Annotated in this window: 10 protein-coding genes; 8 read left to right on the forward strand and 2 right to left on the reverse strand. The window is 71.7% G+C overall.

What is annotated here, in order from left to right:
* The first annotated feature begins 139 nt into the window (after positions 1 to 139).
* The 8 genes from SYYSPA8_RS10335 (at position 140) to SYYSPA8_RS10370 (ending at position 11,583) form a co-directional block, all read left to right on the forward strand.
* Positions 140 to 637 (forward strand): response regulator, encoded by a 498-nt coding sequence (locus SYYSPA8_RS10335; protein WP_323446729.1) that lies wholly within the window; start codon positions 140 to 142, stop codon positions 635 to 637.
* 55 nt (positions 638 to 692) lie between these two features.
* Complete coding sequence (nrtL, locus tag SYYSPA8_RS10340) at positions 693 to 1,784, forward strand: ArgS-related anticodon-binding protein NrtL (RefSeq protein ID WP_323446730.1); 1,092 nt, start codon at positions 693 to 695, stop codon at positions 1,782 to 1,784.
* Positions 1,785 to 1,794: 10 nt separating this feature from the next.
* The gene (gene lysA / locus SYYSPA8_RS10345) at positions 1,795 to 3,186 is read left to right on the forward strand and encodes a diaminopimelate decarboxylase (RefSeq protein WP_323446731.1); all 1,392 of its coding nucleotides are present in this window, start codon (positions 1,795 to 1,797) and stop codon (positions 3,184 to 3,186) included.
* Between the two features lie 111 nt (positions 3,187 to 3,297).
* Positions 3,298 to 4,596 (forward strand): homoserine dehydrogenase, encoded by a 1,299-nt coding sequence (locus tag SYYSPA8_RS10350; protein WP_323446924.1) that lies wholly within the window; start codon positions 3,298 to 3,300, stop codon positions 4,594 to 4,596.
* A gap of 7 nt (positions 4,597 to 4,603) precedes the next feature.
* Positions 4,604 to 5,674: a threonine synthase gene (gene thrC, locus SYYSPA8_RS10355; RefSeq protein WP_323446732.1), complete on the forward strand. Its 1,071-nt coding sequence runs from the start codon at positions 4,604 to 4,606 to the stop codon at positions 5,672 to 5,674.
* Positions 5,675 to 6,131: 457 nt separating this feature from the next.
* Positions 6,132 to 7,088 carry a homoserine kinase gene (gene thrB / locus SYYSPA8_RS10360; protein WP_323446733.1) on the forward strand — a complete coding sequence of 319 codons (957 nt, stop codon included), beginning with the start codon at positions 6,132 to 6,134 and terminating at the stop codon, positions 7,086 to 7,088.
* A gap of 482 nt (positions 7,089 to 7,570) precedes the next feature.
* Positions 7,571 to 9,535, forward strand: coding sequence for a transcription termination factor Rho (rho, locus tag SYYSPA8_RS10365; protein WP_323446734.1), 1,965 nt, complete (start codon positions 7,571 to 7,573; stop codon positions 9,533 to 9,535).
* Between the two features lie 287 nt (positions 9,536 to 9,822).
* On the forward strand, positions 9,823 to 11,583 hold the full coding sequence (locus SYYSPA8_RS10370; RefSeq protein WP_323446735.1) for a trypsin-like serine protease: 1,761 nt from the start codon (positions 9,823 to 9,825) through the stop codon (positions 11,581 to 11,583).
* 86 nt (positions 11,584 to 11,669) lie between these two features.
* On the opposite strand, the gene SYYSPA8_RS10375 is transcribed toward SYYSPA8_RS10370, so the two are convergent.
* Together SYYSPA8_RS10375 and SYYSPA8_RS10380 are read right to left on the reverse strand one after the other, a co-directional pair.
* Entirely contained in the window at positions 11,670 to 12,194 is a 525-nt protein-coding gene (locus SYYSPA8_RS10375; RefSeq protein WP_323446736.1) for a hypothetical protein, read from the reverse strand.
* A 13-nt stretch (positions 12,195 to 12,207) separates the two neighbouring features.
* Entirely contained in the window at positions 12,208 to 14,889 is a 2,682-nt protein-coding gene (locus SYYSPA8_RS10380; RefSeq protein WP_323446737.1) for a hypothetical protein, read from the reverse strand.
* Between the last annotated feature and the right edge of the window lie 346 nt (positions 14,890 to 15,235).

The following is a 15,235-nucleotide window of genomic DNA, read 5'->3' on the forward strand; positions in this document are numbered from 1 at the left end:
GTTGCGGTGACGGGAAGAACATTACCAGCTCCCGGAGGGTGTCCGTGAACAGGTATTTCCGGGGGTGGGGAGGGGTCCGGGAGGGCCGGGCGGGCGGGGGAGGGGACGGGGGCGGAGGCAGGGGTGTCCCCCGCAGGGGGTGGAAGTGGGGAAAACCCGGACGCCGCCGCGCCACGGGACCTACTCTCGAGTTGTGTCAGGCGCGTCCGGCCGTGTGCTCGTTGTCGATGACAACCGGGTCATCCGGCAATTGATCAGGGTCAACCTGGAGCTGGAGGGCTTCGAGGTCGTGACCGCTGCCGATGGTGTCGAGTGTCTGGAAGTCTTCGAGAAGGTCCGTCCCGATCTGGTGACGCTCGACGTCGTCATGCCGCGGCTCGACGGGCTGCGGACCGTGGCCCGGCTGCGTGCGGAGCCGCTGGCCAGCCGGGTGCCGGTGGCGATCATCAGTGCGTGTACGCGGCATGAGGTGGAGAGCGGTCTCGCGGCCGGGGCCGACGCGTTCCTGGGGAAGCCGTTCGAGCCGGCGGAGCTGGTCCGGATGGTGCGCGGGCTGGTGGGGCGGGAGCGGCCGGCCGGGCCGCCGGGAGTCGACGGGCGGAGCGGTGCCGGGCGGGCCGGGAGCGCGCGGGGCTGACCGCATGGCGAAACAGGTTCGCGAAGGGCCCCCCACTCTCGCCTAGGCTTGCCCCGTGACCCCAGCCGAGCTGTCCCGTACCGTGCTGCGCGCCGTGCGCCGCGCGGTGGAGGACGGTGTGCTGCGCGTCCCCGTGCCGGACGGTGTCCGCATCGAGCGGCCGGGCCCCGGGGGATGCGGCGACTACGCCACCACCATCGCCCTCCGGCTCGCCGGGCCCGCCCGGATGGCGCCGCTCGCCGTCGCCGGAGCGCTCCGCGAACGGATCGCCGCGGCCCCCGGCATCGCCTCCGTCGAGATCACCGGCCCCGGCTTCCTCAACATCTCCCTCGCCGGCGACTCCCAGAGCGCCCTGGTGCGCCGGGTCCTGGACGAGGGCCTCCGGTACGGGCACCGCCCCGGGGGCGGGACGGACGGGACGGACGGGACCGAGGGACACCCGCCCGGGCCCCCGGTCTCCCGCGCCGCCGTCTGGGACGAGACCGTCCACCGGATCGCCGCCACCCAGGCCCCCGCGACCCCGATCCCCGGGACCCAGGCCCCCGCCACCCGGGCCCCCGCCACCCAGGGTCCCGGCGACACCCCGCACACCGACCGGCACCGGACCCGGATCGCCGCCCCCGTCGAAGCGGACCCCGCAGACCTCGCGGACCGAGTCGGCCACGCCGGCCACGCCGGCCACACCGCCCCCGCCATCGGCCCCGAAGCCCTCCGCTGGTCCTACCTCTCGGCCGCCGCCCACGACCGCCCCCGCCCCGGCCCCCACCTGCTCCGCCAGCACGAGAGCAACCCTCTCTTCACCGTCCGCTACGCCCACTCCCGCAGCCGCGCCCTCACCCGGAACGCCGCCGCCCTGGGCTTCGCGGCCGCACCGCTGGAACACATCGACACCCCGCTCGACGCGCTCATCGCCGACTACCCGGACCAGCTCGCGTCCGCCGCCCGCCATCACGCGCCCGACCGGCTCGTACGGCATCTGGAGGCCACCGCCGACGCGCTCCTCGCCTTCCAGCACACGGTGCTGCCCGTCGGCGAGGAGAAACCCACGGCCGCCCACCGCTCCCGGCTCGCGCTCGCCGAAGCCGCCGGGACGGTGCTGGCCGGCGGCCTGTCCCTGCTCGGCATCAGCGCACCCGAACATCTGTGAGAGAGACACCATGAGCCGCTCCGCCCACCCCGCCGGGCCCCGTCACGCCGACGTCCTCCCCGAGGGCCACCACCCCGCGCCGCCGGCCGACCTCAACCGGCTCGACGCCAAGGTCTGGTCCCGCACCGCCGCCCGGAACGAAGACGGCGTCGTCACCGTCGGCGGGATCGAAGTGACCCGGCTCGCCGAGGAGTTCGGCACCCCCGCCTACTTCCTCGACGAGGAGGACTTCCGGTCCCGCTGCCGCGCCTGGGCCGAGGCCTTCGGCGCGGACGCCGACGTCTTCTACGCCGGGAAGGCCTTCCTCAGCCGCGCCGTGGTCCGCTGGCTCCACGAGGAGGGCCTCAACCTGGACGTCTGCTCCGGCGGCGAGCTGATCACCGCGCTGGACGCCGGGATGCCCGCCGACCGGATCGCCTTCCACGGCAACAACAAGTCCCCCGAGGAGATCGAGCGCGCCGTCCGCGCCGGAGTCGGCCGGATCGTGCTCGACTCGTTCCAGGAGATCGTCCGCGTCGCCCACATCGCCCAGGGCCTCGGCGTACGCCAGCGGGTGCTCATCCGCGTCACCGTCGGCGTGGAGGCGCACACCCACGAATTCATCGCCACCGCGCACGAGGACCAGAAGTTCGGCCTCCCGCTCGCCGGCGGACAGGCCGCCGAGGCCGTGCGCCGGACGCTCGGGCTCGACGGCCTGGAACTGGTCGGCATCCACTCCCACATCGGCTCCCAGATCTTCGACACCTCCGGCTTCGAGGTCGCCGCCCACCGCGTCGTCGGCCTCCTCGCCCAGATCCGCGACGAGCACGGCGTCGAACTGCCCGAGATCGACCTCGGCGGCGGCCTCGGCATCGCCTACACCTCCGACGACGACCCCCGCGAGCCCCACCACATCGCCAAGGCGCTGCACGAGATCGTCACCCGCGAGTGCGAGAACGCCGGGCTGCGCACCCCCCGCATCTCCGTGGAGCCGGGCCGCGCCATCGTCGGACCCACCGCCTTCACGCTGTACGAGGTCGGCACCATCAAGCCCCTTCAAGGGCTGCGCACCTATGTCAGCGTCGACGGCGGCATGTCCGACAACATCCGGACCGCGCTGTACGACGCCGAGTACAGCGTCGCGCTGGTCTCCCGCACCTCCGACGCGGCCCCGATGCTCTCCCGTGTCGTCGGCAAGCACTGCGAGAGCGGTGACATCGTGGTCCGGGACGCGTTCCTGCCCGCCGACCTCGCGCCCGGCGACCTGATCGCCGTCCCCGCGACCGGCGCGTACTGCCGTTCCATGGCCAGCAACTACAACCACGCGCTGCGGCCGCCGGTGGTGGCCGTCCGGGACGGGGTGGCGCGGGTGATCGTCCGGCGCGAGACGGAAGAGGATCTTCTGCGCCTGGACGTCGGTTAATGGAGAAAGTTGTCTCGTATACCGGACGAAGGATAGAAATTCACGTCCGGTGGGTGAGACTGGTCCCACTGTAGAAATGTGGAGAAGTGTAATGAGAGGCGAGGTCGGATGATGCGTACGCGTCCGCTGAAGGTGGCGCTGCTGGGCTGTGGAGTGGTCGGCTCAGAGGTGGCGCGCATCATGACGACGCACGCCGACGACCTCGCGGCGCGCATCGGCGCACCCGTCGAGCTGGCGGGTGTCGCCGTCCGCCGGCCCGACCGGGTCCGCGCCGGCGTGCCCCAGGAGCTGATCACCACCGACGCCACCGCGCTCGTCAAACGCGGCGACATCGACGTCGTGATCGAGGTCATCGGCGGCATCGAGCCCGCCCGTACGCTCATCACCACCGCCTTCGAGCACGGCGCCTCCGTCGTCTCCGCCAACAAGGCGCTCCTCGCCGAGGACGGTGCCACGCTCTACGCCGCCGCCGAGCGGCACGGCCGGGACCTCTACTTCGAGGCCGCCGTCGCCGGCGCGATCCCGCTGATCCGCCCGCTGCGCGAGTCCCTCGCCGGCGACAAGGTCAACCGCGTCCTCGGCATCGTCAACGGCACCACCAACTTCATCCTGGACCGGATGGACAGCTCCGGCGCCGGCTACACCGAGGCCCTGGACGAGGCCACCGCCCTCGGGTACGCGGAGGCCGACCCCACCGCCGACGTCGAGGGCTTCGACGCCGCCGCCAAGGCCGCGATCCTCGCCGGGATCGCCTTCCACACCCGGGTCCGCCTGGACGACGTCCACCGCGAGGGCCTCACCGAGGTCACCGCCGCCGACATGGCCTCCGCGCGCCGCATGGGCTGCACCGTCAAGCTGCTCGCCATCTGCGAGCGCGCCGCCGACGGCAAGTCCGTCACCGCACGGGTCCACCCGGCGATGATCCCGCTCAGCCATCCGCTCGCCTCCGTCCGCGAGGCGTACAACGCGGTCTTCGTCGAGGCGGAGGCCGCCGGCCAGCTGATGTTCTACGGCCCCGGCGCCGGTGGCGCCCCCACCGCCTCCGCCGTCCTCGGCGACCTGGTCGCGGTCTGCCGCAACAAGCTCGCCGGCGCCACCGGGCCGGGCGAGTCCGCGTACACCCAGCTGCCCGTCAGCTCCATGGGCGAGGTGGTCACGCGGTACCACATCAGTCTCGACGTGGCCGACAAGCCGGGCGTGCTCGCCCAGGTGGCCACGGTCTTCGCCGAGCACGGGGTCTCGATCGACACCGTGCGGCAGCAGGGCCGGGCTGATTCCTCCGGCGAGGCCAGCCTCGTCGTCGTCACCCACCGCGCGCCGGACGCCGCCCTCTCGGGGACGGTCGAGGCGCTGCGCTCGCTCGACACCGTCCGCGGTGTCGCCAGCATCATGCGTGTTGAAGGGGAGTAAAGGACCCATGACCAACCAGGGCACCCACCAGTGGCGCGGCATCATCGAGGAGTACCGGGACCGGCTCCCGGTCACGGACACCACGCCGGTCGTGACGCTCCGTGAGGGCGGTACGCCGCTCGTCCCCGCGCAGGTCCTCTCCGAGCGCACGGGCTGCGAGGTGCACCTCAAGGTCGAGGGCGCCAACCCCACCGGCTCCTTCAAGGACCGGGGCATGACCATGGCCATCACCAAGGCCAAGGAGGAGGGCGCGAAGGCCGTCATCTGCGCCTCCACCGGCAACACCTCCGCATCGGCCGCCGCCTACGCGGTACGCGCGGGCATGGTCTGCGCGGTCCTGGTGCCGCAGGGCAAGATCGCCCTGGGCAAGATGGGCCAGGCCCTGGTCTACGGCTCGAAGATCCTCCAGGTCGACGGCAACTTCGACGACTGCCTGAACCTGGCCCGGAGCCTGTCCGAGAACTACCCGGTGGCCCTGGTCAACTCGGTCAACCCGTACCGGATCGAGGGCCAGAAGACGGCCTCGTTCGAGATCGTGGACGCCCTCGGCGACGCCCCCGACATCCATGTCCTGCCGGTGGGCAACGCGGGCAACATCACCGCGTACTGGAAGGGGTACCGGGAGTACGCCGCCGACGGCGTCAGCAGCCGTACGCCCCGGATGTGGGGTTTCCAGGCGTCCGGCTCCGCGCCGATCGTCCGTGGCGAGGTGGTCAAGGACCCCTCGACCATCGCCACCGCCATCCGCATCGGCAACCCGGCCTCCTGGCAGCAGGCACTCGCCGCGCGCGACGAGTCCGGCGGCTTCATCGACGAGGTGACGGACCGTGAGATCCTGCGGGCCTACCGTCTGTTGGCCGCGCAGGAGGGCGTCTTCGTGGAGCCCGCCTCGGCGGCCTCCGTCGCCGGTCTGCTCAAGGCCGCCGAGGCCGGGAAGGTCGACCCGGGCCAGCGGATCGTCTGCACCGTGACCGGAAACGGCCTCAAGGACCCCGACTGGGCCGTCGCGGGCGCCCCGCAGCCGGTCACCGTGCCGGTGGACGCGGCGTCGGCGGCCGAGCGGCTGGGCCTGGCCTGATCCCTGCCTCGTGCGCGGGCCCGGCCGGTGGACGAGGAGAACGGCCCGTGGTGTACGGGTCCCGCCCCCGTGGCAGGACCCGTACCCGCGGTGGCAGGACCCCGTACCGGTCGACGGCAGGCCCGGTACCTGCGGGCCGAGAGAAAAGCCCTACCCCGGCGAAAAGGCCGCCAAGCAGGTCAACGGCGCATGCAGGGGCACGGGAGGCTTGCGACACGCATCGTGCGCCTGCCGTGCGCCCTATGTCGCCACAGAACCTTCCTTCGATAGGCTGTACCGAACCAGCCCCGCCGCATATGCCGCGGTGCAGCCGCCGTGATGGCCCCCGGGCGTTCATCCCCCTACCGCGAACAGATCTCCCGCAGCCGGAACGTCCGCCATCAGAACATCTCGCACCATCTCGCACCATCACGCAGATCAAACCCTCGCAGTCAGAACCAAGGAGTGTCATCGAGCGATGGCCGGTCCAGCGTTCCGTGCCGCCGCCGTCCGTGTGCGCGTGCCTGCCACCAGCGCGAATCTCGGCCCGGGCTTCGACGCCCTCGGGCTGTCCCTGGGGCTCTACGACGATGTCGTCGTCCGGGTCGCGGACTCCGGTCTGCACATCGACATCGCCGGGGAGGGAGCGGCCGGCCTGCCGCGCGACGAGAGTCATCTCCTCGTACGGTCCCTGCGCACCGCCTTCGACCTGCTCGGAGGGCAGCCGCGCGGCCTGGAGGTGGTCTGTGCCAACCGCATTCCGCACGGTCGCGGTCTGGGTTCGTCGTCCGCCGCCATCTGCGCCGGCATCGTCGCCGCGCGGGCGGTGACCATAGGCGGCGACTCCAAGCTCGACGACACCGCCCTGCTGGAGCTGGCCACCGAGATCGAGGGCCACCCCGACAACGTCGCCGCCTGTCTCTTCGGCGGCTTCACCCTCGCCTGGACCGACCGGGGGGCCGCGCGCGCCATCAGGATGGAGCCCGCGGATTCCGTCGTTCCGGTGGTTTTCGTCCCCGAGAAGCCGGTGCTCACCGAGACGGCGCGCGGACTGCTCCCGCGGACCGTCCCCCATGTGGACGCCGCCGCGAACGCGGGTCGTGCCGCCCTGCTCGTCGAGGCTCTGACCAGGCGCCCCGAGCTGCTGCTACCCGCCACGGAGGACCGGCTCCACCAGGAGTACCGCGCCCCGGCGATGCCGCAGAGCGCCGACCTTGTCAACCGACTGCGCGCGGACGGCGTCCCAGCAGTCATCTCCGGTGCGGGCCCGACCGTGCTCGCACTGGCCGAGGACAGCGCGGCCGACAAGGTCGCGCGGCTGGCCGGGGAGGGGTGGGCCGCGGCCCGGCTCACCTTCGACACCATGGGCGCGAGCGTGCTGCCGCTCACCCCCGCGGGTGCCGCGTCCGGCGACGGTGACACCTCCGCGCGGTAGGTGCGCGGACACGGCGGGTACGGGGCGCGCGCCCCGTCCGTCCGCGCGGTCCGGCAGGGCCGCGCCGGCGGTCCGGCGACAGCCGGTGAATCGCCGTGACACGAGATTGCCGGTGATGGAGAGGGGGAATGTTTGTTGGAGCCGGTAGTGTTAACCTCAAGTCTGCAACCGAAGCCATTGCGGCTCGGTTCTTCGTGTCCCGCATCGGGACCACCATTCTTCCGGGAGCCTCCCCAACTGCCTGAGCAGCCTGCCTGAGCAGTTTCGAGCACGCTCCGGAACCGGCACGTAACCTCCCGCTCCGCCATGGAGTGGGCCGAGCAGGGGGACTCGGGCCGGACCTGCATGTATCTGACTCTCCGCCGTACCAGACCCGGCGGGGACCACCGCCCCGGCACGGTCCGCACAGACGGACCGCCGTCGGACAGCACAACCGGTCGCCGAGCCAGAAGGCCGACGTCCGCTCCAGGGAAGGACCCTTCGTGAGCGACACCACCGATCTGATGGGCGTGAGCGCCGACAGCAACGTCGACACCGCCGCGTCCGCCGCAGGTGCTGCCTCCGGCACCACCTCACGGCGCCGCCGTTCCGGCACCGGCCTGGAGGGCATGGTCCTGGCCGAGCTCCAGCAGGTCGCTTCCGGCCTCGGTATCAGGGGCACCGCGCGGATGCGCAAGAGCCAGCTGATCGAGGTCATCAAGGAGGCGCAGGCCGGTGGCTCCACCGGCGCCAAGACGGCGGCCACCGCCGCCAAGGGCGCCGAGGCCGAGACCAAGCCGAAGCGCCGTGCCACCTCCAAGGCCCGTACGGGCGACACCGCCGCCGAGTCCGCTCCGGCCGCGGCCGCCGAGAAGGCCCCCGTCACCCAGCAGCAGATCGAGATCCCCGGCCAGCCGGCCAGCGACGACCAGCCGGTCGCCGAGCGCCGCCGCCGTCGGGCCACCGCCCCGGCCGGCAGCCCGGATGTCCAGGCCGAGGCGAAGGCCGAGTCGGCCGTCGAGGTCAAGGAGAAGTCCGAGGAGCGCGCCGACGCCTCCGCCCAGGAGGGCGAGGGCCGTCGTGAGCGCGGTCGCGGCGACCGCCGGGAGCGTCAGCGCGACCGCCGCGGCAAGGGCGACGACCAGCAGCAGGGCGGCCAGCGTCAGCAGCAGGGCGGCCAGCGCCAGCAGCAGAGCAGCGGACCGCAGGACGACTTCGACGACGAGGCCGGCGGTCGCCGGGGTCGCCGGGGCCGCTACCGCGACCGCCGGGGCCGTCGCGGCCGTGACGAGTTCACGAGCAGCAGCGAGCCGCAGGTCTCCGACGACGACGTGCTGATCCCCGTCGCCGGCATCCTCGACATCCTCGACAACTACGCGTTCATCCGGACCTCCGGCTACCTGCCCGGCCCCAACGACGTGTACGTCTCCCTCGCCCAGGTCCGCAAGAACGGCCTGCGCAAGGGCGACCACGTCACCGGCGCGGTCCGGCAGCCGAAGGAGGGCGAGCGCCGCGAGAAGTTCAACGCGCTGGTCCGCCTGGACTCGGCCAACGGCATGGCGGCCGAATCCGGCCGTGGCCGCCCCGAGTTCAACAAGCTCACCCCGCTCTACCCGCAGGACCGGCTCCGTCTGGAGACCGACCCGGGCGTGCTGACCACGCGGATCATCGACCTCGTGTCGCCGATCGGCAAGGGCCAGCGCGGTCTGATCGTGGCCCCGCCGAAGACCGGCAAGACCATGATCCTCCAGGCCATCGCCAACGCGATCACGGTCAACAGCCCCGAGTGCCATCTGATGGTCGTCCTCGTCGACGAGCGGCCCGAAGAGGTCACCGACATGCAGCGGTCGGTCAAGGGCGAGGTCATCTCCTCCACCTTCGACCGCCCGGCCGAGGACCACACCACCGTCGCCGAGCTGGCCATCGAGCGCGCCAAGCGCCTGGTGGAGCTGGGCCACGACGTGGTCGTCCTGCTGGACTCCATCACCCGTCTGGGCCGTGCGTACAACCTCGCGGCCCCCGCCTCCGGACGCATCCTGTCCGGTGGTGTCGACTCGACCGCGCTCTACCCGCCGAAGCGCTTCTTCGGTGCCGCGCGCAACATCGAGGACGGCGGCTCGCTGACCATCCTGGCCACCGCGCTGGTCGACACCGGCTCGCGCATGGACGAGGTGATCTTCGAGGAGTTCAAGGGCACCGGCAACATGGAGCTCAAGCTCGACCGGAAGCTCTCCGACAAGCGCATCTTCCCCGCGGTGGACGTCGACGCGTCCAGCACCCGCAAGGAGGAGATCCTGCTCGGCAGCGAGGAGCTGGCCATCGTCTGGAAGCTGCGCCGGGTGCTGCACGCGCTCGACCAGCAGCAGGCGATCGAGCTGCTGCTGGACAAGATGAAGCAGACGAAGTCGAACGCCGAGTTCCTGCTCCAGATCCAGAAGACCACCCCGTCGTCGGGCAACAACGACTGACGTCAGGTCAGCTCTTCCGGGACCACCCCGTCACCCCTGAGGTGACGGGGTGGTCTCATTTCACCGCGATACCCCTGTCCGGGTGGCCGATCGCCATGTACCGCACATACGATCGATCAATCACCAGGTGGGGGTTCCAGGGGGGACTCCTGGGGGGATCTCCGCCGCGCCGAGCGGGCCCACGGCCCCGGCGCGTCACGCATCCTTCGCACGCCCCACCGCCAGACATCCGGCGGGGCGCCAGCGGGCATCCGGCCGGACCGGAACAAGCCCGAGGTGGTTATCGAGTGCCCCACAGCATCCGCACGCGCCGGATCGGCAAGGGGATCCCGGCCGTCGCGACCGTACTGGCCCTGGCCTCCACCGGCCTGCTCGCCGGCCAGGCCGGAGCCGCTCCGGCGGCCCCGCTCCCGGCCGAGCGGCAGTCCGTCACCCCGCAGGGAGAACTCCACGAGCGGGTCGCCGACGCCCTGAAGTCCATCCGCGCCCAGGGCGCCACGGCACAGATCAGGCCCACGCCCGGCGACGACCGGCGTGCCGCGTCCGCTCCGAGCGCCCGGATCATCGGCGGCAAGACCACGGCGATAGCCACCGCGCCGTGGATGGCCCAGCTGTACTTCAACGACCGGTACGGCGACCTCTACTCCTGCGGTGGCGCGGTGGTCGCCCCCACCAAGATCGTCACGGCTGCCCACTGCGTCGACGGCATCGCGTGGAAGACCGCCGGCGCCGTGGTCACCGGCGCCGACCGGACCCCCACCCTCACGGGCCGGGTCGACCAGGCCGGCCGGCCCATCCTCAATCTGCGCGGCGGCGAGCTGCGCGGAGTGGCCCGCCAGTGGCAGCACGCCAAGTACGACGACTACTCGCTCAACAACGATGTCGCCGTCCTCACGCTGGAAGCCCCCGTCAAGGCCAAGCCGCTGCCCGTCATGCGGCCCACGGACACCGGCCTCTACAAGGCCGGCACCGACGGCAAGGTCTACGGCTGGGGACTCACCGGCTCCGGCGCGAACGCCCGCGGTTCCGAGATGCTGAAGGTCGCCGACGCCGACGCCCAGTCGGACACCAACTGCCGCAAGGCGTACGGCTCCGACTTCATCGCCGGCACCATGTACTGCGCCGGCCGTGCCCCGACGGGCAAGGACAGCACCTCGGAGACCACCTGCAACGGTGACTCCGGCGGTCCGCTGGTCGCCGGCGGCAGGCTGGTCGGCATCGTCTCCTGGGGCGACCGCAACTGCTCCGCCCGGGGCAAGTACGGCGTCTACGCGAAGGTCAGCGCCTTCCAGGCGGCCTTCCGGCACCAGATCCACGACACCAACTGGAGCGGGGACCGCTACGCGGACCTTGTCGCCCGCCGGGGCGACAACCTCTTCTCCTGGTTCTCCACGGGCAAGACCCTCGTCCGCAAGTCGGACCAGGGCGACTACCGCGGCGTGGACATCCTGGTCCAGACGGACCTGGACCGCGACAACCGCCAGGACCTGGTCTACCGGGTCCCCGACGGCAGCGTCCGCTGGAAGCGCGGCGGCGGCACGGCCACCACGATCATGCAGGACTGGCGGTCCCAGCGGCAGATCCTCGCCCCCGGCGACCTCAGCGGCGACGAGATCCCCGACCTGATGACGGTCACCGACAAGGGCAACGCCTACGTCCATGTGGGCACCGGCCGCGGCACCTTCGGCGCCCCGGTCCTCGTCGGCCCCGGCTGGGGCCAGTTCGACATGGTCCGCGGCCACGGCGACTTCTCGGGCGACGGCCGCGCCGACGTCCTGGCCCGGGGCGCGGGCGGGAAGACCTATCTCTACCAGGGCACCGGCAGCGCGACGAAGCCCTTCCTGGGCAAGCTCCAGGTGGCGACCTTCAACAACCTCAACGCCCTCATCACCACCGGTGACATGAACGGCGACGGCCACGCCGACCTGCTGGGCCGGGACACCGCCCACCGCATGTGGCTCTACCCGGGCACCGGCAGGGCGTCGAAGCCCTTCGGCAGCCGGGTGCAGTTCGGCAGCGGCTGGAACAACTACAACCTGTTCGGCTGAGCCCGCCGGGCCCACGCCTTCGGGTGACATGACACCGGGCCCACCGTGCGTCGCGCACGGTGGGCCCGGTGTTTCCCGTCAGCCGCTCACTTCTCCAGCGAGAGCCGGAAGTCGCACCCCACGATCTGGGCGTACGTCTCACCGCCCTGGCGGTAGGTGTAGCGGCAGTCCCGGGTGTGGCCCGTGACGGGGCCGGTCACCCTGAGGCTGACCATGTAGTAGATGTCGCTGAGGGAGTCGGCCCCGACCTTCGCGGGTTCACCGATCCGGTCCTTCGCCCGGTCCAGGATCCGTTCGAGGTCCGAATCCCGCGGCCGCACCGTCAGCATCACGGACTTGTCGGTCTCGGCGGCGGAGTAGGCGGCCATGCCCGTCACCTTCAGGCCCGCCGGGGGATCCAGCAGCTCCGCACGGGTGATCTCGATGTCCCGCGCGGACCCGTTGTACGGCACGGGCAGCGCGAAGCGGTACTCCTCGCCGGCCTTCGCGCCGTCGAAGCCGGTGAACGTCGGCGCCTCGCGCTCGTTCAGGAGTGCCGTGCCGGCCCGGTCGGGCGGCCCGGACACCGCCCGGTCCGGTCCGCAGCCGCTCAGCAGCAGCACCGAGACCACCGGTGCCAGGGTCCTAACGCGAGTAGAAGACACCGGGCTTGCCCGTCACCTTGTCACTGCGTCCCCAGATGCGGTGGACGCCCTTCTTGTTCCCCGCGGTGATCTTCTGGGTGTGGTTGGTGTCGTAGGTCAGCGTCGAGCCGAGGGAGATGCCGGCGACCGAGGCAGCCTTCTTCCACTCCATGCTCTTGCCCCTGCTGAGGCCGAAGTACGAGCCCTTCTCGACGACCGCGCGGTACGCCTTCTTGGAATTGTCGTACGCCTTGGCACCGTCGAAATGGCGGACGTCCTTGCCGTACGTGCCGGTCTTCCAGCCCGAGGGCACGGAGTACTTGACCGCGCGGAGTTCCTTGTACTTGCTGCGGGTACCCCCCGGCGCGCAGATGTAGTAGTGCGTCCGCTCCTGGTACTGGATCGGGATCCGCCACTCCTTGGCGAAGTGGGGGCCCTTGGCCGTGTAGCCGCTCAGAGCGCTGCTGGAGGTGCCGACGGTGATGCCACCGCTCAGCTTCCACTTGCCGTTCGTGGAGATGGCGCTGTCGATCTTGTTCGAGACCTTCCTCTCGTACTCGAAGGTCGCCTTGCTGTCCCAGCCCGCGTGCGCCTCGCCCACCGTGGTGTACGCGTGGTGCTTCTTGCCGTTCGTGTATGTCCAGTGGCAGGCCCCGCCGTAGCGGGCCACCTTCTCGGACGAGACGTCCCTGCCCTTGACCAGGAAGGGGTTGAAGCCGATCTCGGACGGCCCGCGGTCGTTCTGCCAGCGCGGGGCGGGGGAGTTCTCCTGGACGGTCTCGTTCTCGCTCCGCGCGGCGTCGCTGCGGGCCTGCTCCTCCGTGGTCGGCTCCGGGAGGTTGTTCTCCGGGGCGTTCTCGTCCAGCAGCGGGACCAGCTCGGTGGAGTGCCCGTCCGGCTCGCTCGCCAGCATCGCGAAGCGGCTGGCCTTGCCGGTCTGCGGCTCCGGCGGCGCGGCCGTCAGATGGTCGACCCCGACCATGGCCACTCCGGACGGCGTCCTGCCCACCGTGGTCGCGGTGACGTTCAGCGCGCCACTGTTGGCGTCCGCGGCCGTCTGCACGTCCACGGGCAGCTTCTCCGGCAGGGTCAGGGACCAGGTGCCGTCCGCTCCGGTCGTGACCGTGCCGAGCCGGGGATCCTGAAGGTTCTCGCCCTCGGTCCCGGTCGGGACGACCGCCGTGATGTCGACGTCGAGACCGGCGGCGGGCGAGCCGTCGCCCAGCGTGAACCGTCCGGAGACCCGCGCCGGGCCCGTGGGGTCGGGCTCCGGCTCGGGAGCGGTCGGCTCCACCACCGGGTCCTCGGTCACCTCCGGCTTCGTGCCAAAGTACGGCGCCTCGTTCTCGTCCGCGGGGGAGAGGCAGGCGGCCGTGCCGGCGAAGGCGTCGCTGATGTCCGAGGCGATGTCCCCGTCGACCACGCGCAGGGGCGAGTGGGCGTACTTGCGGACGATGCCCGACTCGGCGGCGACGTGGACGACGCCCGGAGCGGGGCTCCACATGTCCGCGACGTCGGTCAGGTCGGTACGGACGGTGGAGCCCGCCGGGGTCAGGGTGACGGAGCCGTCCTTGACTGCGTACGCCCAGCTGCGGATGGTGCCGTCGAGCAGGCCGTAGACGGTGTCACCGGCGGCCCAGACCCGGGTGGACCGGTTCAGCTCCGTCAACTCCGCGTCGGTGGCGGGCAGCTGCGCGGCGCGGGTCAGCTTCGCCTGCGTGGTGGAGCCCTTCTGGCGCTCGACCACGAGGACGTTCAGGGTGCCCGACGCGTCGATGCGGACGATGCGGCCCTGGGCGTCGGCCCACATGTTCCTGGCGCCGTTCCAGACGGCGTGCGTCTCGCCCGGGAAGCCGTACTCGGGCGTCAGCAGCCCGCCGCCCTGGGCGGTCCGGTCGCGGTAGGAGCGCAGGACGGTCCCGCCCTCGGCCCCGTCCACGGTGAGGAGCCGGGTCCCGCCGCCGGAGAAGGCGACGACGCCGGTGCCCAGTTCGCCGCTCTCCTCGGTGTCGAAGATGTGGCCGTACTCGGTGTTCTGCGGGTCCCAGTCCACATGGCGGGTGATCGTGCTGCCGGCCGGGGCGCCGTTCGCGGACTTCCTGGCGGTGAGGACATAGGCCGGGACGGCCGACGGGCAGCTGGTCGCGGCTTCCGCCTCGGCCCGTGCCTTCATCGTCTTCGCCGTCGCCACCGCGACGGCGGTCTGGCCGTCCGCCAGGGCCTTCCGGGCGGACGCGGCCTTGGCGGCGGCGCTGTCCGCCGCCTTGTCCAGGGACGCCGCCCTGGCCTCGGCCGCGGCGGCTTCCGCCCTGGCCGCCGCACCGGCCACGCCTCCGGTGGCTTCGGCCGCCTTCCGCTTCACCGCGGCCTCGGCGGCGGCCGTCACGGCCCGGGCCCGGGCCGTCCTGGCCTCCTCCTCGGCCTTGGCGGCGGCCGCCTTCAGGCCGTCCAGTTCCTTCCGCGCGGCGGCCTCGGCCTCCACGGCCTCCTCGGCCGCCGCCTTCAGCGCCGGGTCGAAGGTCTTCATCGCCGGCTCGGCGGCCGGCGGCTGCGGCGCGGGCGTCCCCTCCGTGGCGGCCGGTGCCGCGAGGGAGGGTGTGGTGAGCACGCCGGCCAGCAGGGCGGTGGCGCACGCGATGCTCGTCAGACCTGGTCCGGGTCTGTTGGGCAGACGCATTCTCATGGGATCCCCCTTGACGTTTTCCGTCATGAACACATGTGGTCACGATGTGTGATCGCGGTATTCAAGCATGATCATTTCGGGCGTTCCGCCGATCGGGGGACAGGGGGAGCTGACCTCTATGGGATGGTTAGAGGGTTTTGTGGGAGGTGAGGGAGACGTAAAGAGCCATGGATTTGAGTCTCGTCTGAGCTTCCCGCGTGCGTACTTTGCCAAAACTTGGCGAATGGGTTGCGTATTCGATACCAGTCGCATGCGACCGGACGCGGCGCGTAGCCATCTCTCTCTCAGTGGGTTCTCAGTCACCCGTGCAACCCTTTCCCTCCCCTCGCCGTCTCCCCGGTGGCGG

Source organism: Streptomyces yaizuensis (assembly GCF_034961445.1).
GTDB classification, from domain to species: Bacteria; Actinomycetota; Actinomycetes; order Streptomycetales; family Streptomycetaceae; genus Streptomyces; species Streptomyces yaizuensis.